Below are 14,985 nucleotides of genomic sequence, written 5' to 3' on the forward strand. Positions count from 1 at the left end.
GAAGCCTCTACCGGGCAAGACGCATCACTCTGGCAACGTGCTCGGGTGACGCCAAGTCCATCTGTGAATCCAGGATGCTTTGCAGAGCCGCCTCGGTCTTCTGGGTAAAGGGCGCAGCTTTAGGCCCGGCCAAGTCTACGTGCAGCAGCATCTGCTCACTGGCGGCCAGCACGTCTTCGAACCCCGCTCTGTGCAGGCTGTGATAAACGTGCAGACGCTTACGATCAAAGCCCAAGATGTGCGTCTGTACCCACACCTCGGTACCGAGTTTCACCTCGTGCAGGTAGTTGATATGCGCCTCCAGGGTGAACAGCGAGTTGCCGCTTTGCCCACGGCTATCGGTATCCAGGCCAATGCGCTCCATCAGCGCATCGGTGGCGTAGCTGAAAATGAGCAGGTAGAAGGCATCGCGCAGATGCCCGTTGTAGTCGACCCAGTCCTCCTGGACTGGGGTGCGGTAGGTGATCAGTGCGGGCATCGCTTGCTCCTCAATCGCCAAAGGCCATGCCGTGTGTGGCTTTGCTGGTCTTCACCGCCTCCAGCACTGCCAGCAGGGTGTCATCACGATAGCGCTCCAGCGCGGCGATGCTGCGCTCGCCCAGTTGCTCGGAGGTGCCGTCGACCACATCGTCGATCAGCTTGTCGGTCAGCTCGGGCGCTGGCAGGTAGGTCCAGGGCAGCTTCAGGGCAGGGCCGAACTGCGACATGAAGTGGCGCATGCCGGCATCGCCACCGGCCAGGGTGTAGGTGAGGAAGGTACCCATGAACGACCAACGCAGGCCGGCGCCGAAGCGGATGGCATCGTCGATCTCACCGGTGGTCGCCACACCGTCGTTGACCAGGTGCAGCGCCTCGCGCCACAGCGCTTCGAGCAGGCGGTCGGCGATGAAGCCTGGCACTTCCTTGCGCACGTGCAGTGGGCGCATACCGAGTGCGGTGTAGATGGTTTTGGCGGCTTCAATGGCATCGGGTGAAGTGCGGGAACCGCCGACGATCTCGACCAACGGCAGCAGGTACACCGGGTTGAATGGGTGGCCGACGACGCAGCGTTCAGGGTGGGTGGACGACTCGTAAAACTCGCTGGGCAGCAGGCCCGAGGTGCTTGAACCGATGATCGCGTCTGGCTTGGCTGCGGCGCTGATTCTGGCGTGCAGGTCGAGTTTGAGGTCCAGCCGCTCTGGCGCGCTTTCCTGGATGAAGTCGGCGTTGCGCACGCATGCTTCGATGGTGCTGACGAACGTCAGCCGGCCCTGGGAGGCACCTTCGGCCAGGCCTTGCTTTTCGAGCGCCGGCCAGGCGTTGGCGATCCGCTTGCGCAGTGCCTGTTCGGCGCCGGGAGCCGGGTCCCAGGCCACCACGTCCAGGCCGTGGGCGAGGGCGCGGGCGACCCAGCCGCTGCCGATCACGCCGCTACCCAGGGCGGCAAAGGTCTTTATCTCGGTGATGAAAGGCATATCGGTCTCCTGAAGGAATCAGCGGCGCTTGAGGTTCATTTTTTCCCGGCCTTCTGCCGGGCTGAGCACACGGCCGCCCATGCGGGTAATGATCTCGGCAGCGCGTTCCACCAGCTGGCCGTTGCTGGCCAGCACGCCGCGGTCCAGGTACAGGTTGTCTTCCAGGCCGACCCGCACGTTGCCGCCCAGCAGCACGGCCTGCGCAGCCATCGGCATTTGCATGCGGCCGATGCCGAAGCCGGCCCAGGTGACATTGGCTGGCAGGTTGTCGACCATCGCCTTCATGGTGGTGGTATCGGCCGGCGCGCCCCATGGGATGCCCAGGCACAGCTGGAACAGCGGGTCGTCCAGCAGGCCTTCCTTGATCATCTGTTTGGCGAACCAAAGGTGGCCGGTGTCGAAGATTTCCAGCTCGGCCTTCACGCCAAGCTCGGTGATGCGTTTGGCGCCGGCGCGCAATTGCGCCGGCGTGGAAACATAGATGGCGTTGCCGTCGCCGAAGTTGAGGGTGCCGCAATCGAGCGTGCAGATCTCCGGCAGCAGGGCTTCGACGTGGGCCAGGCGCTCCAGCGGGCCGATCAGGTCGGTGCCGGGGCCGAACGCCATGGGCGACTCGCCCGGGCCGATTTCCAGGTCGCCACCCATGCCGGCGGTGAGGTTGACGATGATGTCCACGTCGGCTTCGCGGATGCGCTCCATGACCTCGCGGTACAGGTTCACGTCGCGGCTGAAACGGCCGGTTTGCGGGTCACGGACATGGCAGTGGACCACGGTGGCGCCGGCGTTGGCGGCCTCGACGGCGGCCTCGGCGATCTGCTTTGGGGTGACCGGGACCAGGTGGCTCTTGGCGACTGTGTCGCCGGCGCCGGTGAGGGCGCAGGTGATGATGACGTCGTTATTCATGGTTGGGTTCCTTTTCTGGTCTGTGGTGGCCCAATCGCCGGCAAGCCGGCTCCCACAGGGTTCGCGGTGAACCCTGGTGGGAGATGACGCTGGGGGAGCCGGTTTGCGGGCGATCAGGCCCTGTCAGTTGGCGGTAAGCTTGAGGTTGTCCGCCGCAGGCTTGCCATCGAAGGTGGTGACCCCTTCAAGCCAGCGCGCCTTGTCCTCGGGGTGGTCCTTGAGCCATTGGCGCGCTGACTCCAGGGCGTCCTTGTGGTCGAGCAGCGGCTGCATCATGCGGCTCTCGTCTTCGGCGCTGAATTTCAGGTTGGCCAGCAGGCGATGGGCGTTGGGGCAGCGTTGTGCGTAATCCGGCGCGGTGACGGTCCACACCGTGGCGCGGCCCTCGTCAGGGCCCAGGGCATCCTGGCTATCGCCCAGGTAGACCATGTCGATGTTCACGTTCATCGGGTGCGGCGCCCAGCCGAAGAACACCACCGCCTGCTTGCGGCGCACGGCGCGGTCGACTGCGGCGAGCATGCCGGCCTCGCTGGACTCGACCAGCTGGAACTTGCCCAGGCCGAACTGGTTCTTGGCGATCATCGCCTTGATCTGGGTGTTGGCGCCGGACCCGGGTTCGATACCGTAGATCTTGCCGCCCAGCTCTTTCTCGAACTTGTGGATATCTGCGAAGCTTTTCAGGCCTTTGTCGGCCAGGTACTTAGGTACGGCCAAGGTGGCCCTGGCATCCTCCAGGCTCGGTTGGTCGAGCACCTTGACCTGCCCGGCATCGATGAACGGTGTAATGGTCTGGGTCATGATCGGGTTCCAGTAACCCAGGAACATGTCCAGGCGCTCGTCGCGGATGCCGGCGAAGATGATCTGCTGCGAGGCGCTGGTCTGTTTGGTCTGGTAGCCCAGGCCGTCGAGCAACACTTGCGCCATGGCGCTGGTGGCGATGACGTCGGTCCAGTTGACCACGCCAAGGCGCACGTTCTTGCAGGCCGCAGGTTCGGCGGCGAAAAGCGGTGTGACAACGATGCTGCTCAGGGCAAGGGACAACAGGCTGCGGCGGATCAAGCTGTGCATGGTGGCTCTCCATCGGCAGTGCATATTGTTATTGAGGGCGGCCTCTGCGGACCGTGTGAATACGCTACGCTGGCGGCAGGGTGGAAAATCGCACCCTGGCGACCAACATTTGCACGGAAGCGACCACCTGCGACGTGGAGCAAGCAATGCCGCAACTGATCCATTTCCTGCTGCTGCCGGGGTTCTCGGCCATGGGCTTCATCAGTGCCCTGGAGCCGCTGCGCGTGGCCAACCGGTTCAAAGGGCCTTCGTACCGCTGGCGCGTGTTGAGCCTGGATGGCGGCGCCGTGGCGGCCAGTAACGGCATGTCGGTGAATGCCGATGGTGCGCTGGGGGAAGGGGAGGCGGGTGCAATACTGTTGATCGTCGCCGGCTTCGAGCCGTTGCGGTGTTATGGCCCGGCGCTGCAGCAGGCGTTGCGCCGCCTCGATCACGAAGGCGTGATTCTCGGCGGCATCGATACCGGCCCCGTAGTGCTCGCCGAAGCGGGCCTGCTCGACGGCCACCGCGCTACTTTGCATTGGGAAGCGCTGGACGCCTTCAAAGAGCGCTACCCTCGCTTGCATGCGACCCAGGAGCTGTTCGAGATCGACCGTCGGCGCATCACGTGTGCGGGCGGCACCGCCTCCATCGACCTGATGCTCGACCTGATTGCCCAAGCGCATGGCAGTGAGCTGGCCGTGCAGGTGTCCGAGCAGTTCGTACTTGGGCGAATCCGCCCGCGCCAGGACCACCAGCGCATGCAGATCGCCAGCCGCTATGGCATCAGCAACAAGAAGCTGGTGAAGGTGATCGGGGAGATGGAGCGCAACACCGAGCAGCCACTCAATACCCAAGTGCTTGCCGATGCGGTGCAGGTGACGCGGCGGCAGCTGGAGCGGTTGTTCCGCTTGCACCTGGATGACACGCCGAGTGGGTTTTATCTGCGTTTGCGGTTGGACAAGGCGCGGCAGTTGTTGCGCCAGACTGACATGAGCGTGTTGGAGGTGGCGGTGGCGTGTGGGTTCGAGTCGGCTTCGTACTTCACCCGTTGCTACCGGGCGCGGTACGAACTGTGCCCAAGGGAAGATCGGCTTATCAGGGCGGTTTGACTACACCTGCGTGATGCCGTGGAAGGATCATCTCCAAGAGGTGCACGAATGGGGGGCTCAGCAGGGGGCACAGGAGCCCCGATCAATTTCCGCCCGTGGGGGGGAGACTGATCGGGAGCGCTCAAGCACCAGGCTTGAGCAAAACCAGGCTTGGCGTTTGCAGCCTCTGGACGCACTAGCGAGAAAGCAGGGCATGATCAGCAGCATAGGGTCCTATGGCGTTGATCGTTCACGCACGCGTGCCTGATCAATCCTCAGGGGCTGGTTCATCACTGTTTTGCGAGCCCAGGCTGCGCAAATACTCCGATCGCTCATCGCTACGCTGCGCAATACAGCTATTCCAGGCTATCTGGAACGCCTTGCTACCCGCTCGCTCACCGTGGGTTTCGATTTTGCAATCGGCATCGCGCAATTGAGCCCAGACCTTTCTGGCAGACTCAATCTGCGACTGCAGGCCGGCGTCATCACCATACTGATCGAGCATCCGCTGCACCATGTCGTCATAGGCCGAGTTCAGTTCACGTTCGGCGGTCTGCTTGTTGAATTCTGCGCAGGCGAACGTCTGCTGGTCGGTGTCGACATTGTCGCAAGGCGTGCTTTCTTCCTCACCGGCCTGGGCCCCGCTCATGAAGGCCAGCAGCACCAGCCATGCCATTGATTTCATCCGTTTCTCCTCAACAGGCTGTTGAATCGCCGAGATTCTCGCTCAGGCGCAGGCTCGGCGATAGCTCCCCGGGCAAATGTTCATGCAACGGCCGAGAAGGGTCGTTATCGAGACTGTCTCGCATCCCCTGACGGCGTCCCAGACCCGCCATGTCGCGCATTGACGCTTTCGGCAAACCCCCTGTCGTTTTTGCATCGGGGCGCCCTCGGACACAGGCATATGCTGGCCCCAAAGCGCCGGCACAACGTTCGGTGCGAACCCACTCAATAAAAGGGGACAGCCTGATGAGCCCAGCCGAGCTTCACGCCGACAGCATCGTCATCGACGGTTTGATCATCGCCAAGTGGAACCGCGAACTGTTCGAGGATATGCGCAAAGGCGGGCTGACCGCAGCCAACTGCACGGTGTCGGTCTGGGAAGGCTTCAAGGCCACCGTCGACAACATCGCTGCGAGCCAGAAGCTTATCCGCGACAACAGCGACCTGGTGATGCCGGTGCGCACCACCGCCGACATCCGCAAGGCCAAGGAACTGGGCAAGACCGGGATCCTCTTCGGCTTCCAGAATGCTCATGCCTTCGAGGACCAGATCGCCTACGTGGATGTGTTCAAGCAGCTGGGCGTGGGCATCGTGCAGATGTGCTACAACACCCAGAACCTGGTCGGTACAGGCTGCTACGAGCGTGATGGTGGGCTGTCGGGTTTCGGTCGCGAAATCGTCGCCGAGATGAATCGCGTGGGCATCATGTGCGACCTGTCCCACGTTGGCTCCAAGACCTCCGAAGAGGTCATCCTGGAGTCGAAAAAGCCAGTCTGCTACTCCCACTGCCTGCCCTCGGGCCTCAAGGAGCACCCGCGCAACAAGTCGGACGAGGAGCTCAAGTTCATCGCCGACCATGGCGGTTTTGTCGGCGTGACCATGTTCGCGCCGTTCCTGGCCAAGGGCATCGACTCCACCATCGACGACTACGCCGAAGCCATCGAGTACACCATGAACATCGTCGGTGAAGACGCCATCGGTATCGGCACCGACTTCACCCAGGGCCACGGCCAGGACTTCTTCGAGTACCTGACCCACGACAAGGGTTACGCCCGTCGCCTGACCAATTTCGGCAAGATCATCAACCCGCTGGGCATCCGCACCGTCGGCGAGTTCCCCAACCTCACCGAGACCTTGCTCAAGCGCGGCCACTCCGAGCGTGTGGTGCGCAAGATCATGGGCGAGAACTGGGTAAATGTCCTCAAGGACGTCTGGGGCGAGTAAGCCGCTCTCCAAGCCTCAAGGCCCCGGCCAGCAACGTCGGGGCAATCACACAAAATTTTTATGGAGTTGAGTTTCCATGGCCAAGATCGCCCCGCAATTGCCAATCGAAGTCGACAGCGAAACCGGTGTCTGGACCAGCGACGCCCTGCCGATGCTGTATGTACCGCGCCATTTCTTCGTCAACAACCACATGGGTATCGAGGAAGTGCTGGGCGCCGACGCCTACGCCGAGATCCTCTACAAGGCGGGCTACAAGTCCGCCTGGCACTGGTGTGAAAAAGAAGCCGAGTGCCATGGCCTGGAAGGCGTGGCGGTGTTCGAGCACTACATGAAGCGCCTGTCCCAGCGTGGCTGGGGCCTGTTCGAAATCCAAGACATCGACCTGGACAAAGGCACCTGCAGCGTCAAGCTCAAGCACTCGGCGTTCGTGTACGTGTATGGCAAGTGCGGCCGCAAGGTCGACTACATGTTCACCGGCTGGTTCGCCGGCGCAATGGACCAGATTCTCGCTGCCCGTGGCAGCTCGATCCGCACCGTGGCCGAGCAGGTCTACGGCGGGTCGGAAGAAGGCCACGAAGATGGCCTGTTCGTTACAAAGCCGTTGTAAGCCGGAGATAGCGTCATGGCATTCGAAGCAATGTTCCAGCCGATCCAGATCGGCAAACTGACCATCCGCAACCGCGTGCTCAGCACCGCGCACGCCGAGGTCTACGCCACTGACGGCGGCATGACGACCGACCGCTATGTGAAGTATTACGAAGAAAAGGCCAAGGGCGGCATCGGCCTGGCGATCTGCGGCGGCTCGTCGGTGGTGGCCATCGACAGCCCGCAGGAATGGTGGTCATCGGTCAACCTGTCGACCGACCGTATCATCCCGCACTTCCAGAACCTGGCCGACGCCATGCACAAGCATGGCGCCAAGATCATGATCCAGATTACCCACATGGGGCGCCGCTCGCGCTGGGACGGTTTCAACTGGCCGACCCTGATGTCGCCTTCCGGCATCCGTGAGCCCGTGCACCGCGCCACCTGCAAGACCATCGAGGTGGAAGAGATCTGGCGGGTGATCGGCAACTACGCGCAAGCTGCGCGGCGCGCAAAAGAGGGCGGCCTGGACGGTATCGAATTGTCCGCTGTGCACCAGCACATGATCGACCAGTTCTGGAGCCCGCGGGTCAACAAACGTACTGACGAGTGGGGCGGCACCTTCGAAGGCCGCATGAAGTTCGGCCTGGAAGTGCTCAAGGCGGTGCGCGCCGAAGTCGGCGATGACTTCTGCGTGGGCATGCGGATCTGTGGTGACGAGTTCCACCCCGATGGCCTCAGCCACGAGGACATGAAGCAGATCGCCGCCTACTACGACGCTACTGGCATGATCGACTTCATCGGCGTGGTCGGCTCGGGTTGCGATACCCACAACACCCTGGCCAACGTCATCCCCAACATGAGCTACCCGCCAGAGCCGTTCCTGCATCTGGCTGCCGGCATCAAGGAAGTGGTCAAGGTCCCGGTGCTGCACGCGCAGAACATCAAAGACCCGAACCAGGCCACGCGCATCCTCGAAGGCGGCTACGTGGACATGGTCGGCATGACCCGTGCGCACATCGCTGACCCGCACCTGATCGCCAAGATCAAGATGGGGCAGATCGACCAGATCAAGCAGTGCGTCGGTGCCAACTATTGCATCGACCGGCAGTACCAGGGCCTGGATGTGCTGTGCATCCAGAACGCTGCGACCTCCCGTGAATACATGGGCGTGCCGCACATCATCGAGAAGACCACCGGCGTCAAGCGCAAGGTGGTGGTAGTCGGTGCCGGCCCGGCCGGTATGGAGGCAGCCCGCGTGGCAGCCGAACGCGGCCACGACGTGACCCTGTTCGAGAAGAAGGACCAGATCGGCGGGCAGATCACCATCGCCGCCAAGGCGCCGCAGCGTGACCAGATTGCCGGTATCACCCGCTGGTACCAGTTGGAGCTGGCGCGCCTGAAGGTCGACCTGCGGCTGGGCACTGCCGCTGATGTGGCCACCCTCGAGGACCTGCGCCCGGACGTGATCGTGCTGGCAGTAGGCGGGCACTCGTTCCTGGAGCAGAACGAGCACTGGGGCGCTGACGAAGGCTTGGTGGTCAGCAGCTGGGACGTGCTCGACGGCAAGGTCGCGCCGGGCAAGAACGTGCTGGTGTACGACACCATCTGCGAATTCACTGGTATGTCGGTGGCCGACTTCATCGCCGACAAGGGCAGCCAGGTCGAGATCGTCACCGACGACATCAAGCCGGGCGTGGCCATGGGCGGCACGACCTTCCCGACCTACTACCGCAGCATGTACCCCAAAGAAGTGATCATGACCGGCGACATGATGCTGGAAAAGGTCTACCGCGAAGGCGACAAGCTGGTGGCGGTGCTGGAGAACGAATACACCGGCGCCAAGGAAGAACGCGTGGTCGACCAGGTGGTGGTCGAGAACGGTGTGCGTCCTGACGAAGCACTGTACTACGCGCTCAAGGAAGGCTCGCGCAACAAGGGCCAGATCGATGTGGAGGCGCTGTTCGCCATCAAGCCACAGCCGATCCTTAGCCAGCCGGGCGAAGGTTACCTGCTGTACCGCATCGGCGACTGCGTGGCCCAGCGCAACGTGCACGCGGCGATCTACGACGCCTTGCGGCTGTGCAAGGACTTCTGAAGCAGCGGCAAGCTTCAAGCGGCAAGCTGCAAGAAGAAGCCATCGTTGTCGCCTTCGCTTGCAACTGAAGTCTTGAGAGTTGCTTGGGAATGACTCTGTAACGCAGAGGTGATCTGCAAGGTACAAGCGGTAGGCAGAAGCTCCCCGGGCTTCTGCTTGCAGCTTGCGGCTTGCAGCTTGCAGCTGAAAAAGGTGCCTGCCATGTTGAACACCCTATTACCCATCCTGCTGTTCGCTGCCCTTGGCCTGGCGGTGCTCGGCGCCCTGCGCCGGGTGCGCATGTGGCGGCGTGGCCGAGCCTCCAAGGTCGATCTTCTCGGCGGCCTGCTGGCCATGCCGCGCCGCTACCTTGTGGACTTGCACCACGTGGTCGAGCGCGACAAGTACATGTCCAAGACCCACGTGGCCACTGCGGGCGGCTTTGTGCTGTCGGCGGTGCTGGCAATCCTGGTGCACGGCTTTGGCCTGCAGAGCAAGATCCTTGGCTACGCCTTGCTGGTGGCCACCGTGATCATGTTCACCGGTGCCATCTTCGTCTTCAAACGCCGGCTCAACCCGCCATCGCGCCTGTCCAAAGGCCCGTGGATGCGCCTGCCGAAAAGCCTGCTGGTGTTCGCCGCAAGCTTCTTCATTGCTACCTTGCCGGTAGCCGGCATCCTGCCGGCCAACACGGGCGGCTGGGTGATGGTCGCGATACTTGGCCTGGGCGTGCTGTGGGGCGTGTCGGAACTGTTCTTCGGCATGACCTGGGGCGGCCCGATGAAACACGCCTTTGCCGGGGCCCTGCACCTGGCTTGGCACCGCCGCGCCGAACGCTTTGGCGGTGGCCGTTCGACCGGCCTGAAACCGCTGGACCTGGAAGACCGCAATGCCCCGCTGGGCGTGGAAAAGCCGGTGGACTTCACCTGGAACCAGCTGCTGGGTTTCGACGCCTGCGTGCAATGCGGCAAATGTGAGGCGATGTGCCCGGCGTTCGCCGCCGGCCAGCCGCTGAACCCGAAAAAACTCATTCAGGACATGGTCATCGGCCTGGCCGGTGGCACCGACGCCACGTTCGCCGGCAGCCCGTACCCTGGCAAGCCGATCGGTGAACACGGTGGCAATCCACACCAACCGATCGTCAATGGCCTGGTCGACGCCGAAACCCTGTGGTCGTGCACCACCTGCCGTGCCTGCGTCGAGGAATGCCCGATGATGATCGAGCACGTCGATGCCATCGTCGACATGCGCCGCCACCTCACCCTGGAAAAGGGCGCGACCCCGAACAAGGGTGCCGAGGTGCTGGATAACCTGATCGCTACCGACAACCCGGGCGGCTTTGCCCCGGGCGGCCGGATGAACTGGGCGGCAGACCTCAACCTGAACCTGCTGTCTGACGTGAAAACCACCGAAGTGCTGTTCTGGGTGGGTGACGGCGCGTTCGACATGCGCAACCAGCGCACCCTGCGTTCGTTCGTCAAAGTACTCAAGGCCTCGGGCGTGGACTTTGCCGTGCTCGGCCTGGAAGAACGTGACAGCGGCGACGTGGCGCGCCGCCTGGGTGACGAAGCGACCTTCCAGCAACTGGCCAAACGCAATATCCAGACCCTGGCCAAGTACAAGTTCCAGCGCATCGTCACTTGCGATCCGCACAGCTTCCATGTGCTGAAGAACGAGTACGGCGCACTGGGCGGCGACTACCCGGTGCAGCACCACAGCACCTACATCGCCGAGCTGATCGCAGCCGGGAAGCTCAACCTCGGGCAGCACAAGGGCGGCAGCGTCACCTATCACGACCCGTGCTACCTGGGCCGCTACAACGGCGAATATGAGGCCCCGCGCCAAGTGTTGCAGGCGCTGGGCATCGAAGTGCGCGAAATGCAGCGCTCGGGGTTCCGTTCCCGCTGCTGTGGCGGTGGTGGCGGTGCGCCGATCACCGACATCCCGGGTAAGCAGCGTATCCCCGACATGCGCATGGATGACATCCGAGAGACCCAGGCCGAACTGGTGGCGGTCGGCTGCCCACAGTGCACTGCGATGCTCGAAGGGGTGGTCGAACCGCGCCCACAGATCAAGGACCTCGCCGAGTTGGTAGCCGATGTGCTGATCGAAGAGGAAACGCCCGCGGCCCCAAAGTCGCTAACGGTTGAACGTGAACCTGCGGAGGTGCACTGATGAGCGACATCATCCGCCGCGACCCACGCGCCGAGTGGATCGCCCGTAACCGCCTGCATCCGCTGCATGCAGCGCTGCAGACGCAACAGACTCGCTGGATGGGGCCCAGTGGCCTCACGCGCAAAAACCCGCATGCCATCGCCGCCGGTTTCATCGGCCCCAATGGCCTCAAGCGTATCGACCGCAGCGGTGCCCAACAGGGCACCGGGGGCGGCGGGCGGCGTAGCGCGCCGGCCGAAGTGCAATTGCCGCTGCATCAGGTTGCAGCGCCTGCGTTCTACATCGCCGTGGTGCCCGACATGGTCGGTGGCCGCCTGAGCAGCCACGACCGCGACTTGCTCGGCCTGGCCCATAGCCTGGCCGGCAGCGATGGCGCGGTGTTGGCCGTGGTGTTTGGCGAGCACAAGGAAAGCACGTTTTCCACAGCCGGTGTCGATCGCCTGCTGGTTATGGAAGGTGAAGCGTTCGAAGGCTATGCACCTGAGCAACTGGTGCAAGGGCTGCGGGCTGTGGATAACCAGTTCACGCCACGCCACTGGCTGTTGCCCGATAGCCGCACCGGTGGTGGCGAACTGGGCCGGCGCTTCGCTGCTGCCTTGGGCGAGCGCCCGGCGACGCGGGTTTGGCAGGTCAAGGACGGCCAGTGCATCGGCCGTGCCGGCGCGGGCCAGCAGGACCTGCAACGCGCCATGCCACGGTTGATCCTGGCTGCGGCGGAATGTGCCGAACCTGTCAGCGAAACCCGCCATGAAGCGCTGCCAGTGGAGTTGTCCACAAGCGTTGCACGCAGCCTGTCGCGTATCGAGGACCTCGGCTCGGTGGCCGTGGACCCGGCCACCATTGCCATGGCCGAATCCGAGTTCATCGTTTCGGGCGGTAATGGCGTCAAAGACTGGGACCTGTACCACAAGGCGACCGCAGCCCTCGGCGCTACCGAAGGCGCCTCGCGGGTGGCAGTGGACGACGGCTTCATGCCGCGTAACCGCCAGGTGGGTGCTACCGGTACCTGGGTCACCGCACGGGTCTACGTGGCGGTGGGTATCTCGGGCGCGATCCAGCACCTGCAGGGCATCGGCGCTTGCGACAAGGTGGTGGCGATCAACATGGACCCGGGCTGCGACATGATCAAACGGGCCGACCTGTCGGTGATTGGCGACAGCTCGGCGATTCTCAAGGCACTGATCGAGGCTGTGGACAACTACCGCAGCGGCGGCCAGCGCGACGCGGCATAAGGGCACGAGCATGAGTACGAAAGTGATCAGCCTGGTTTCCATCGGGGCCCACCCAAGCTCCGGCCGCGCCCGGCGCGCTGAGCAGGATGCGCGCGCGGTGGAACTGGGTTTGCAGCTGGCTGGGGATAACTTGCAGGTGGTGCATGCTGGCGACCCACAGGAAGAAGCATTGCGCGCCTACCTGGGCATGGGCCTGGACCACCTGGATGTGCTGGAGCAGCCCGCCGGTGCTGATGTGCTGGGCGTGCTGGGCGATTACCTGCGCGACGCCGGGGCACAGCTGGTGCTGGCCGGCAGCCAGGCCGAGACGGGTGAGGGCTCGGGCATGTTGCCCTTCCTGTTGGCCGAAAAGCTTGGCTGGCCATTGATCGTGGGGTTGGCCGAGGTGGAGTCGATTGAAAACGGCACCGCCCAGGTATTGCAGGCGCTGCCGCGCGGTCAGCGGCGCCGGCTGAAAGTGCGCCTGCCGTTGCTGGCGACTGTGGATAACGCCGCGCCCAAGCCGCGCCAGAGCGCATTCGGGCCAGCGCGCCGGGGTGTGCTGGCGGCGCGCAATGTGGCGATCGTCGAGGATGATCTGCTGGCCGAGGCCGAGTTGCAGCCGGCACGGCCACGGCCCAAGCGGCTTAAGGTGATCAAGGCCAAGAGCGGCGCCGACCGGATGAAGGCTGCGACCGCCAAGGCCAGTGGCGGTGGCGGCAAGGTGCTGAAGGATGTTTCGCCACAGGAGGGCGCCGAGGCCATCCTCAAGCTGCTGGTGGAAGAGGGCGTGCTGCGCTGAAGCCCTACAGGCTCGCCGCCAAGGCCGCCCTCACGCTGTGGGGGCGGCCCATGAACACAGGCGCATGCGGTGCCATGCACCGCGGCTGCTTCGCAGGGCAACCCCGCGCCCACAACGACTCCTGATCTGCTGCATGCACCTTCTGCCTGTGCATAAGTCCATCTTGTTCCCCACCGCACCGCTGGCTTTGGCGAAACTGGCTCAACCGTCAGGTGCAACTCTGTTTTGCCCACGGAATCTGTTCGCCAAGGTGTGGATAAAGTGTTGGTGCATGGCTGGAGGCCATATATATAGAGGCCTCCAGGGCTTTGATCATAAACTGATCAGGTCTGAGCCGGCTTATCAGACTCAGGTAGCCCTATCTTCGAGTGGATTTGCCCACAATCGCTGTTAGCGGGTCTGTGGATAATCTGTTCGACACTAGCTGTAAGCCTTGCAACACAAGGGGTGTGGAGAATTGGTCAGAAAACGATCAAATTAGATAAGACGTCTACTGTTGCAGGACTATCGGGGCTTCAAGTCGTTTATCCACAACCAGATTGCAGCGTTTGGCTCGATTGCCCACAATCTCTGTTGGTGTCTCTGTGGACAACGTGTACGGAGTAGCCTGTAGCCCACGAAATCCAAGGGCTTCATTGCTTTGATCAAATATTGACCAATTGCTTCGTAATCTTGCTTACAGCAGTGTAAGTGCACGCTGCAATGGGTGACTCACATGATGTGGGTAAGTCCTGCCGCCCCGTCATTTTTGTCAGTTAGCAGCATTGCTCGCAGCTGTTAAGGTGAGGTATCACAACCAGTTGGGCTCTCACATGCACCCTGCGCCGCGCACATCCACGCGAACCCGTGTAGAAGGGCTTTCAAGGCCCTATCTGCCCTACGGTGCCCGCCTCCTGGAAGATGGCGCGTTCCTCGCCTTTACCGGGCAGCCTGTCGATCCTCTGACGGGCTGTTACCACTTGGGTAATGGCCGGCGGGCCTACAACCCGGTGTTGATGCGCTTTCAATCCCCTGATCCTTACAGCCCATTTTCAATCGGCGGGCTGAATCCCTACGCCTATTGTGGAGGCGACCCTGTCAACCGGGCAGACCCCAGTGGAGCGAGTTGGCTGAGCACGGTGATAAGTGGCGTCAGCCTATTTTCAAGCGCGGTCACTTTAAGCGGGGCTGTTACCCGGACGGCCCGAAATGTGGTCAATCGCCTGGCCGCCCAACATTCCCAATCCATTTATAACGCGCCGGACTACAGAACCCGGCTAGGTAACATTGCCTTCGTATACACAGGAGGTATGGGGATGTTCGCGACGGGGTTCAACAGTGTAGAGCAAGGGTGGGTAGGTAATGTGCTGACCAGCCCTGGCCGTCGGCTGGGGCTGGGTAACGCGGTAGGAAACATAATAGGTGGTGGCTTCTCCAACGCCGAGGCGGCGCAGGCCGTATGGCGGGGGGTGGGGCAGCCTGGTGTGTCGGCGGGCAGGGTGGCTTGGGAAACGGTCTACGAAGTCACTGGCGCGAGGATGGTGGTTGAAGGGGCTTCCTACGTATGGGGAAGCGCAAGGGCATTGGGGGCGCGGATACATTCGGCTTATAGTGCGGCTGCGGAGGCTTGGCGAAGCTGGGGTCCCCGTCAAACTCCGAGTGCACCCCCTGACATACCTATGCAGGAAATCAGACGCTGACACGGCGATGCGCC

At 62.8% G+C, this 14,985-nt stretch carries 13 protein-coding genes; 8 read left to right on the forward strand and 5 right to left on the reverse strand.

Annotation, left to right across the window (positions count from 1 at the left end):
* Window positions 1-7: 7 nt before the first annotated feature.
* The 4 genes from JNA92_RS15835 to choX all read right to left on the reverse strand — a co-directional run bounded on the left by JNA92_RS15835 (window position 8) and on the right by choX (window position 3,425).
* Entirely contained in the window at window positions 8-478 is a 471-nt protein-coding gene (locus tag JNA92_RS15835) for a thioesterase family protein (protein ID WP_241805592.1), read from the reverse strand.
* A gap of 10 nt (window positions 479-488) precedes the next feature.
* Window positions 489-1,454, reverse strand: coding sequence for an L-carnitine dehydrogenase (locus tag JNA92_RS15840; protein WP_241805594.1), 966 nt, complete (start codon window positions 1,452-1,454; stop codon window positions 489-491).
* 18 nt (window positions 1,455-1,472) lie between these two features.
* Complete coding sequence (locus tag JNA92_RS15845) at window positions 1,473-2,357, reverse strand: 3-keto-5-aminohexanoate cleavage protein (protein ID WP_241805595.1); 885 nt, start codon at window positions 2,355-2,357, stop codon at window positions 1,473-1,475.
* Between the two features lie 123 nt (window positions 2,358-2,480).
* Window positions 2,481-3,425 carry a choline ABC transporter substrate-binding protein gene (gene choX, locus JNA92_RS15850; RefSeq protein ID WP_241805596.1) on the reverse strand — a complete coding sequence of 315 codons (945 nt, stop codon included), beginning with the start codon at window positions 3,423-3,425 and terminating at the stop codon, window positions 2,481-2,483.
* A 146-nt stretch (window positions 3,426-3,571) separates the two neighbouring features.
* Here choX and JNA92_RS15855 point away from each other — a divergent pair, with 146 nt between their 5' ends.
* Window positions 3,572-4,516, forward strand: a complete 945-nt coding sequence (locus tag JNA92_RS15855) for a GlxA family transcriptional regulator (protein ID WP_241805598.1) — start codon at window positions 3,572-3,574, stop codon at window positions 4,514-4,516.
* 247 nt (window positions 4,517-4,763) lie between these two features.
* On the opposite strand, the gene JNA92_RS15860 is transcribed toward JNA92_RS15855, so the two are convergent.
* Complete coding sequence (locus tag JNA92_RS15860) at window positions 4,764-5,180, reverse strand: lysozyme inhibitor LprI family protein (RefSeq protein ID WP_241805600.1); 417 nt, start codon at window positions 5,178-5,180, stop codon at window positions 4,764-4,766.
* A 284-nt stretch (window positions 5,181-5,464) separates the two neighbouring features.
* Here JNA92_RS15860 and JNA92_RS15865 point away from each other — a divergent pair, with 284 nt between their 5' ends.
* From JNA92_RS15865 to JNA92_RS15895, 7 genes are all read left to right on the forward strand, one after another.
* Window positions 5,465-6,442 (forward strand): dipeptidase, encoded by a 978-nt coding sequence (locus tag JNA92_RS15865; RefSeq protein ID WP_003257506.1) that lies wholly within the window; start codon window positions 5,465-5,467, stop codon window positions 6,440-6,442.
* Between the two features lie 76 nt (window positions 6,443-6,518).
* Window positions 6,519-7,049: a DUF5943 domain-containing protein gene (locus tag JNA92_RS15870; RefSeq protein ID WP_012316656.1), complete on the forward strand. Its 531-nt coding sequence runs from the start codon at window positions 6,519-6,521 to the stop codon at window positions 7,047-7,049.
* Between the two features lie 15 nt (window positions 7,050-7,064).
* On the forward strand, window positions 7,065-9,125 hold the full coding sequence (gene dgcA / locus JNA92_RS15875) for a dimethylglycine demethylation protein DgcA (protein ID WP_241805604.1): 2,061 nt from the start codon (window positions 7,065-7,067) through the stop codon (window positions 9,123-9,125).
* A gap of 201 nt (window positions 9,126-9,326) precedes the next feature.
* The gene (gene dgcB / locus JNA92_RS15880) at window positions 9,327-11,279 is read left to right on the forward strand and encodes a dimethylglycine demethylation protein DgcB (protein WP_241805605.1); all 1,953 of its coding nucleotides are present in this window, start codon (window positions 9,327-9,329) and stop codon (window positions 11,277-11,279) included.
* Window positions 11,279-12,511, forward strand: coding sequence for an electron transfer flavoprotein subunit alpha/FixB family protein (locus JNA92_RS15885; RefSeq protein ID WP_241805606.1), 1,233 nt, complete (start codon window positions 11,279-11,281; stop codon window positions 12,509-12,511). The genes dgcB and JNA92_RS15885 overlap by 1 nt, the downstream gene beginning before the upstream one ends.
* Before the next feature lie 10 nt (window positions 12,512-12,521).
* Complete coding sequence (locus JNA92_RS15890) at window positions 12,522-13,292, forward strand: electron transfer flavoprotein subunit beta (RefSeq protein ID WP_241805607.1); 771 nt, start codon at window positions 12,522-12,524, stop codon at window positions 13,290-13,292.
* 812 nt (window positions 13,293-14,104) lie between these two features.
* Window positions 14,105-14,971, forward strand: a complete 867-nt coding sequence (locus JNA92_RS15895) for an RHS repeat-associated core domain-containing protein (RefSeq protein ID WP_241805608.1) — start codon at window positions 14,105-14,107, stop codon at window positions 14,969-14,971.
* The last annotated feature ends 14 nt before the right edge of the window (window positions 14,972-14,985 follow it).

Origin of the sequence: Pseudomonas putida (assembly GCF_022627325.1) — a bacterium.
GTDB classification, from domain to species: domain Bacteria; phylum Pseudomonadota; class Gammaproteobacteria; order Pseudomonadales; family Pseudomonadaceae; genus Aquipseudomonas; species Aquipseudomonas putida_X.